Annotated in this window: 9 protein-coding genes; 6 read left to right on the plus strand and 3 right to left on the minus strand. The window is 69.3% G+C overall.

The window, feature by feature from the left end; translation table 11 throughout:
- Positions 1-461: PfkB family carbohydrate kinase (locus tag VB716_RS14480; protein ID WP_416238122.1), on the minus strand; the 461-nt coding region annotated here is incomplete at its 3' end.
- A 93-nt stretch (positions 462-554) separates the two neighbouring features.
- Here VB716_RS14480 and VB716_RS14485 point away from each other — a divergent pair.
- The gene (locus VB716_RS14485) at positions 555-857 is read left to right on the plus strand and encodes a hypothetical protein (protein WP_197156456.1); all 303 of its coding nucleotides are present in this window, start codon (positions 555-557) and stop codon (positions 855-857) included.
- A 61-nt stretch (positions 858-918) separates the two neighbouring features.
- Here VB716_RS14485 and VB716_RS14490 read toward each other — a convergent pair whose 3' ends face one another.
- Positions 919-2,385, minus strand: a complete 1,467-nt coding sequence (locus VB716_RS14490; RefSeq protein ID WP_323247748.1) for an FAD-linked oxidase C-terminal domain-containing protein — start codon at positions 2,383-2,385, stop codon at positions 919-921.
- Positions 2,386-2,602: 217 nt separating this feature from the next.
- Here VB716_RS14490 and hemL point away from each other — a divergent pair, with 217 nt between their 5' ends.
- Positions 2,603-3,889, plus strand: coding sequence for a glutamate-1-semialdehyde 2,1-aminomutase (gene hemL, locus VB716_RS14495; RefSeq protein ID WP_323270857.1), 1,287 nt, complete (start codon positions 2,603-2,605; stop codon positions 3,887-3,889).
- A gap of 9 nt (positions 3,890-3,898) precedes the next feature.
- Here the strand turns inward: hemL and VB716_RS14500 are convergent, their stop codons facing one another.
- On the minus strand, positions 3,899-4,153 hold the full coding sequence (locus VB716_RS14500; protein ID WP_197170480.1) for a Nif11-like leader peptide family natural product precursor: 255 nt from the start codon (positions 4,151-4,153) through the stop codon (positions 3,899-3,901).
- Between the two features lie 185 nt (positions 4,154-4,338).
- Here VB716_RS14500 and VB716_RS14505 point away from each other — a divergent pair, with 185 nt between their 5' ends.
- From VB716_RS14505 to VB716_RS14520, 4 genes are read left to right on the plus strand one after another with little or no spacing between them, the layout of a single operon-like run.
- On the plus strand, positions 4,339-5,751 hold the full coding sequence (locus VB716_RS14505) for an NAD(P)/FAD-dependent oxidoreductase (RefSeq protein WP_323270855.1): 1,413 nt from the start codon (positions 4,339-4,341) through the stop codon (positions 5,749-5,751).
- 49 nt (positions 5,752-5,800) lie between these two features.
- Positions 5,801-6,337 (plus strand): DoxX family protein, encoded by a 537-nt coding sequence (locus VB716_RS14510; protein ID WP_322758570.1) that lies wholly within the window; start codon positions 5,801-5,803, stop codon positions 6,335-6,337.
- A gap of 4 nt (positions 6,338-6,341) precedes the next feature.
- Positions 6,342-6,587 (plus strand): hypothetical protein, encoded by a 246-nt coding sequence (locus tag VB716_RS14515; protein WP_197156448.1) that lies wholly within the window; start codon positions 6,342-6,344, stop codon positions 6,585-6,587.
- Positions 6,588-6,598: 11 nt separating this feature from the next.
- A complete protein-coding gene (locus tag VB716_RS14520; protein ID WP_197156446.1) occupies positions 6,599-6,826 on the plus strand; it encodes a hypothetical protein in 228 nt (75 codons plus the stop codon).
- Positions 6,827-6,965: the final 139 nt, after the last annotated feature.

Raw genomic sequence — 6,965 nt, forward strand, 5'->3', positions numbered from 1 at the left:
GCCCGGCGAGCCAGGCGCAGGGCCTCCGGATCGGCTGCGGTGACGAACACGCCCCGCATCGCCGCCAGCCGCTCCCAGGGCAGGGGATCGCTGGCCTGGGGGGCGAGTCGCTCGCCGATCACGCAGATGCCGCGCTCCCCGCTGGCATCGGTGAAGCTCACGCCCCGGCGGGTGGGGGCATCGCGCCAGGCCACATGCAACTCCAGTCCCAGGGCTTCGAGCCGTTCGGCAGCCTGCTGGCCGATTCGATCGCGTCCGAGGGCGGTGAAGAAGGGCACGCGGGCTCCGGTGAGGCGGGCCAGCTGCACCGCCACCACGGCCCCTCCGCCGGCGGGTTCCTCTGCGAAGGCGTTGGCGTGCTGAATCAGTCCGGGACGCGGCCATCGCGTCACTCCCAGGAAGCTCACCATCTCCACATGGCCCACCACCGCCAGGGGCAGGCCGTCGGGCAGCGATGGCAGTTCTGCGAGCGGCAGGACAGTGAGCGGCAGCGGTTCGATCACGGGGCCGTGGTTTGCTGGTTAAGACCGACGCAGCATCGAACCAGGGCACCCATGGCCTGTCCTTCCTGCGGCAGCTGGGCGGTACGCGCCGATCGCAGTCTGGCTGGCCGCATGGTGTGTGGCCGTTGCGGCCGCCCCCTCACTGGCACGGTGGTGGAGCTGGAGCAGCACCGCCGCCGGCGTCGCGGCTGGATGCGGTTGTTGCCGCGCCTGCCACGACGCAACCTGAGTCGGCGCTGGTGGGCTCTGATCGCCCTGCTGGCGATCTCAGCCCTGCTGGCGACGCTTCCTGAGCAGCCTTCGCGCCCCCGCGCTCCCTCCCCGATCGGCACCCCCGATGCCCCCCTCTTCTGACCTCAGCTCTACCCCAGCCGCCTGAGGCCCAGCCACCGAACGGCTGACTGTGGCACCCCGATCAGAAGGCGGCCACCGGCAGCGTCACACCTTGCTGCTGCAGGTGCACCTGGCGGCGCATCGATTCACCGCAGCTGCGGGGGGTGGGAAAGATCTTGCCGGGATTGGCGAGGCCCTGGGGATCGAAGGCACGGCGCACCAGTTGCATGGTGGCCAGATCGTCGGGGGCGAACATCCAGTCGAGATAGCAGCGCTTGTCGTTGCCGACGCCGTGCTCGCCGGTGATGCTGCCGCCGGCCTCGATGCAGAGGCGCAGGATGTCGGCTCCGAGCTGTTGCACCCGGTCGCTCACGCCAGGTTCGTCGGCCCGGTAAAGGATCAGAGGATGGAGGTTGCCGTCGCCGGCGTGGAACACGTTGGCCACCGGCAGCCCGTACTGGCGCGCCAGCCGCTCGATCGCCGCCAGCACCGAGGGCAGGGCACTGCGCGGCACCACGCCGTCCTGCACGTAATAGGTGGGGGTGATCCGGCCCACTGCTGCAAAAGCACTCTTGCGGCCCTTCCAGAGCAGGGCCCTGTCGGCCTCATCGGTGGCCTGGCGGATCGTGCGGGCGCCGGCCTGGCGGCAGAGCGAGCCGGCCAGCTCGACCGCCGCGCTCACCTCCCGTTCCTGGCCATCGAGTTCGACCAGCAGCACAGCCGCCGCATCGCGCGGGTATTCATCGCGGCCGAACAGATCGTCCACGGCGTTGACCGTGAAGTTGTCCATGATTTCCATGCCGGCCGGCAGCACACCGGCCGCTGTGACCAGGCGGACCGCCTCCCCCGCCGCCTCCATCGAGGCGAAGTCGGCCAGGAGCACGGCCACGCTCTGGGGAGCGCGTAGCAGCCTCAGGGTGATGGCCGTGGCGATGCCGAGGGTGCCTTCACTGCCGATGAAGGCGCCGCGCAGGTCGAGTTCGGGCTGTTCGGCCAGGTCACCCCCCAGGCGGGTGATCGTGCCGTCCGGCAGCACCACCTCCAGAGCCAGCACGTGGTTGCTGGTGACGCCGTATTTGAGACAGTGCACCCCGCCGGAGTTCTCGGCCACGTTGCCGCCGATCGAGCAGACCACCTGACTGGAGGGATCGGGGGCGTAATAGAAGCCGTCTCCGGCCACGGCCCGGGTCACCCAGCTGTTGATCACACCCGGCTGCACGGTCACCTGGCGGTTGTCGAGGTCCACCTGCAGGATCGAGCGCATGCGGCTGGTGGCCACCACCAGCGCCTCCTGTTCAGCCACGGCACCGCCGGAGAGGCCGGTGCCACTGCCCCGGGCCACGAAGGGGATCTGCCCCTGGTCGCAGAGGCGCAGCAGCGCCGCCACCTGCTCGGTGGTCTCGGGCAGCACCACCAGGGGTGGCTGGTGGCGATGCAGGGTGAGCCCGTCGCTGTCGTAAGCCAGGAGTTCCTGGCGCTGTGCCACCACCGCTCGCGCCGGCAGGATGCGGCGGCATTGCCGTTCCAGAGCGGCCCAGTCGATCGTCACACGCCCCTGTCAGCCACCAAGAACTTACCGAGGCTGCACGCGGGGGTTCCGTTCTGGGTCAGGATGGGGGTCATTCCTGCGGTGTCGGGGAACACGACCCGTGGCAGCTTCCTCAGAGAAGCGCCACCAGATCGCTCCTGTCCGCTGGATTCTTCCACCGTTTTCGGACTCCGCCTTGACCTCGGCCTCCACCACGGCTCCAGCATCGGCTCCGGCCCTGAACACCACCCGTTCGGAGGAGCTCTTCGCCGCCGCCCAGACGCTGATGCCCGGCGGTGTCAGTTCGCCGGTGCGGGCCTTCCGCTCGGTCGGCGGCCAGCCGATTTTCTTCGATCGGGTCAAGGGCGCCTACGCCTGGGATGTGGACGGCAACCGCTATGTCGATTACATCGGCAGCTGGGGTCCGGCGATCTGTGGCCACGCCCATACCGAGGTGATCGCTGCCCTGCACGAGGCTCTTGACAAGGGCACCAGCTTCGGTGCCCCCTGCGCCCTGGAGAACCAGCTGGCGGAGATGGTGATCGAGGCCGTGCCGTCGGTCGAGATGGTGCGCTTCGTGAACAGCGGCACCGAGGCCTGCATGTCGGTGCTGCGCCTGATCCGGGCCTTCACCGGCCGCGAGAAGATCATCAAGTTCGAAGGCTGTTATCACGGCCACGCGGACATGTTCCTGGTCAAGGCCGGTTCCGGTGTGGCCACCCTCGGCCTGCCCGATTCCCCCGGGGTGCCGCGCAGCACCACCGCCAACACCCTCACCGCTCCCTACAACGACCTGGAGGCGGTGAAGCAGCTGTTCGCCGCCAATGCCGGCGAGATCGCCGGCGTGATCCTGGAGCCGGTGGTGGGCAACGCCGGCTTCATCACCCCCGAGCCAGGCTTCCTCGAGGGCCTGCGCGAACTCACCAAGGAGCACGGCGCGCTTCTGGTGTTCGATGAGGTGATGACCGGCTTCCGGATCAGCTACGGCGGCGCCCAGGCCCGGTTCGGCGTCACCCCCGATCTCACCACGATGGGCAAGGTGATCGGCGGTGGCCTGCCGGTGGGTGCCTATGGCGGCCGGGCCGACATCATGGCGATGGTGGCCCCAGCCGGTCCGATGTATCAGGCCGGCACTCTCAGCGGCAACCCCCTGGCGATGACCGCCGGCATCAAGACCCTGGAGCTGCTCAAGCAACCCGGCACCTACGAGCGGCTCGAGACGATCACCAAGCGCCTCTCGGACGGCATTCAGCAGGGCGCCCGCGATGCCGGGCTGCCGATCACCGGTGGATCGATCAGCGCCATGTTCGGCTTCTTCCTCTGTGAGGGGCCGGTGCGCAATTTCGAAGACGCCAAGGCCGCCGACACGGTGCGCTTCGGCAAGCTGCACCGCGCCATGCTCGAGCGGGGCTTCTACCTGGCCCCCAGCGCCTTCGAGGCCGGCTTCACCTCCTTGGCCCACAGCGACGCCGACATCGACGCCACGATCGCCGCGTTCCGCGAGTGCTTCGCGGCGATCGCCTGATTCAGGGCGTCAGTCTTTGTCGGTGGCGCCGAAGCACACCATCAGGGCATCAGCCCAGCTGTTGATGCCCTCAAGGTGGTGATCGGGGGTCTCGGCCACGGCGCGGGCCTGCTCCCGTAGCAACGTGGTCTTGGAGATCGTGTCGCCCTGTTCCGCAGCGATCGCCACCACCTCGTCGAGACCGTTGGCGGCGTGCACCTTGTCCCGCAGGGCAGGGTCAGCGGCGAGGCGGGCGGTGAAGGAGCGCAGGGCGGCCAGGGTCATGGCGGAACAGGAGAGGACGGCCCCAGCATGGCCAAGGATTCGCTGCTCGACCGGTTACCCCGCTCGACCGTTGCATCCGCTCCAATGCTGCGCCGCTTGTCACTGCGTCGCCTGACCGCAGCCGGTGACATGGAACAGACTGATCCGGATGGCGTGAATAGGTTGCGCCCAGTGGCTGTGCGTCGATGGTGAAGGAACGCTTCTTCCTGGAACTCGAGCCCGCCGACGCCAGTCTCAAGGATTGCCCGCACGTGGTGATCGTGGGTGGAGGCTTCGCCGGTCTCAAGGCGGCCCACGTGCTGGCCCGCCAGCCGGTGCGGGTCACGCTGATCGACAAGCGCAACTTCAACCTGTTCCAGCCACTGCTGTATCAGGTGGCCACGGGCCTGGTGTCCGAGGCTGATGTGGCCTCACCGCTGCGGCAGATGGTCGGGCAGGCCCCCAACGTGCAGGTGCTGCTGGGGGAGGTGGTGGATCTCGATCCGGTGGCGCAGGAGGTGGTGTTCAACGATCGCCGCTACCGCTACGACCACCTCATCCTGGCCGCCGGATCGGGCAGCACCTACTTCGGCCATGAGGAGTGGCGCCCACTGGCGCCGCCGATGAAGATCCTCGAGCACGCCGATGAGATCCGCCGTCGCCTGCTGGAGGCCATGGAGGAGGCGGAGCAGACCCCCGATCCGGAGCGCCGCCGCCTGTTGCAGTCTGTGGTGGTGATCGGCGGCGGTCCCAGCGGCTGCGAACTGGCTGGCTCTGTGATCGCGCTGATGGGCCATGCGATCGCCCGGGATTTCCGCCAGCTCGATCCGGCCGACACCCGCGTCACCCTGGTGGATCCCGGCGATCGGCTGCTGCGGGCCATGCATCCGAGCCTGTCGAGCAAGGCGGGCGACTACCTGCGCAGCGTGGGGGTCGAGCTGCTGCTGGGCGGGCGGGTGCAGAAGATCGAGGCGGACCGGGTGGTGGTGGGCACGGCCGCCGGCGAGCAGACCCTTGAGGCGGCCACGATCTGCTGGACCGCCGGTGTGCGCGCCTCCCACCTGGGCCGGCTGTTGGCGGAACGCTGTGGCTGCCCGGTGGATCGGGGCGGCCGGGTGGTGGTGGAGCCGGATTTCTCCGTGCCGGGACACCCGCAGATCCGTGTGGTGGGAGATCTCTGCTCCTACAGCCACACCGCCGATGGCAAGCCGCTACCAGGCATGGCCGGCCCCGCTGTGCAGATGGGCGGCTGGGTGGCCCGCGATCTGCTGGCGATCAGCCGCGGCAGTCGCAAGGCCCCGTTCCAGTGGCTGGATCTGGGCAGCATGGCGGTGCTGGGGCCCTTCAACGCCGTGGCCGACCTGCGCGGTCTGCGGGTGAGCGGCCCCATCGGTTGGCTGCTCTGGGGCCTGGCCCACCTGGCCTTCATGCCGGATAGCGAGAACCGGCTGACCCTGCTCACCAAATGGCTCTGGCAGATCGCCACCCGTGAGCGCGCCTCCCTGCTGATCACCGGCCGCGCCAATCAGCACCTGCAGGTGGAGGTGGGGCTGGAGCGGCGGGAGGCGCAGGGGAAGGCCTCCAACGCAGCGGAAAGCAGCCCAGAGCCTGCAGGGTGAGCGGGTTCTCCCTACGGTGGCAGCAGATCCGGGCCACTCCCTGAGCGCCATGGAGCTCACCATCCTTGAATGGCTGCCGGTGGCCCTGCCGGCCTGGCTCGCCACCGCTGCTGTTTGGCTGGCGGGGGATTCCGGCTTGTTGCCCTGGGCCCTGTTGCTGCTGCGCCTTTTCCTGGGGGTGGCCTTCATCCGCCACGGCTGGCCCAAGCTTCGCCATCTCGATACCTGGGCGCGAGCGCTGAACACGCCGGTGTGGCTCTGCTTCCTCTCCGCCTTCTCGATGTGGGGCTCGGGCATCGCCCTGCTGCCGGGGCTGTTCACGCCCCTGGCGGCCCTCGCCATCCTGGTTTCAATGGCCTACGCGATGGTGCTGGAGATCGCCAAGGGCACGCCCTTCATCGCCCCGGATCCCTACCAGATTCCTCCCGGCGACTACGCCGGGCCCGGGGGGGTGGGGGAGCCGCCCAGCTGGGAGAAGGCCGCCGTCTATGTGGTGATGGCCCTGGTTCTGATCTGCGGCGGCGGCGGTGCCCTGTCGCTCGACAATCTGCTGATCGCCGACCTGATCGAGGCGGCCCTCGACTGAGCCCATGCCCGCGTCGCTCCGCTTCTGGGTGTATGGCCCCTGGGCCGCCTCCAGTCTTGTGGCGGTCCTGGCCGTGCGTCTGCTTCGCGCCGACGACGAAAGCCTCCACCCCCATGGCTGGGGCCTGGTGGGAAGCGCGATGATCTGCTTCTCGATCGGCTGTGTGGCCAAGCTCTCCTGGGAGCTGGCCCGGGCCAATCAGCGCCTGGCCGAGGAGCGCCGGATGCTCGAACGTCTCACCTCCCGCTGATCCCCTGCCCGATGCTCCCGAACCGGTTGCTCCTGGTGGTCACCCTGCCCTGGCTGGCGGCGGCTCTGGTGGTGCTGCTGGCACTGCGGCAACGGGACACCAGCCTCCGCTGGGACTGGGGGCTGTTCGGCAGTGGGGCCATCTGTTTCTCGATCGGCTGCCTGGCCCGCACCAGCGCGATGGTGGCCGGAGCCTCCCGCGATGGCTCCAGCGGCCCTGGCACGCCGCCGCGGTCGTGATCGACGCTGGCGGGAAGGAGTGCCACCCTCGCCGCCGCCGTGGCTGGTTGCTGTCCGGGGTGATCGCACCAGTGCTTCTGGCCCCGGGTCTGGCGGCGGCGGGGCCCGCCGGCCCGCCGCCCCCCCCGGAGTGGTTGCT

It is taken from the genome of Synechococcus sp. CCY9201, assembly GCF_034931105.1.
In the GTDB taxonomy this organism is placed as follows: domain Bacteria; phylum Cyanobacteriota; class Cyanobacteriia; order PCC-6307; family Cyanobiaceae; genus CBW1002.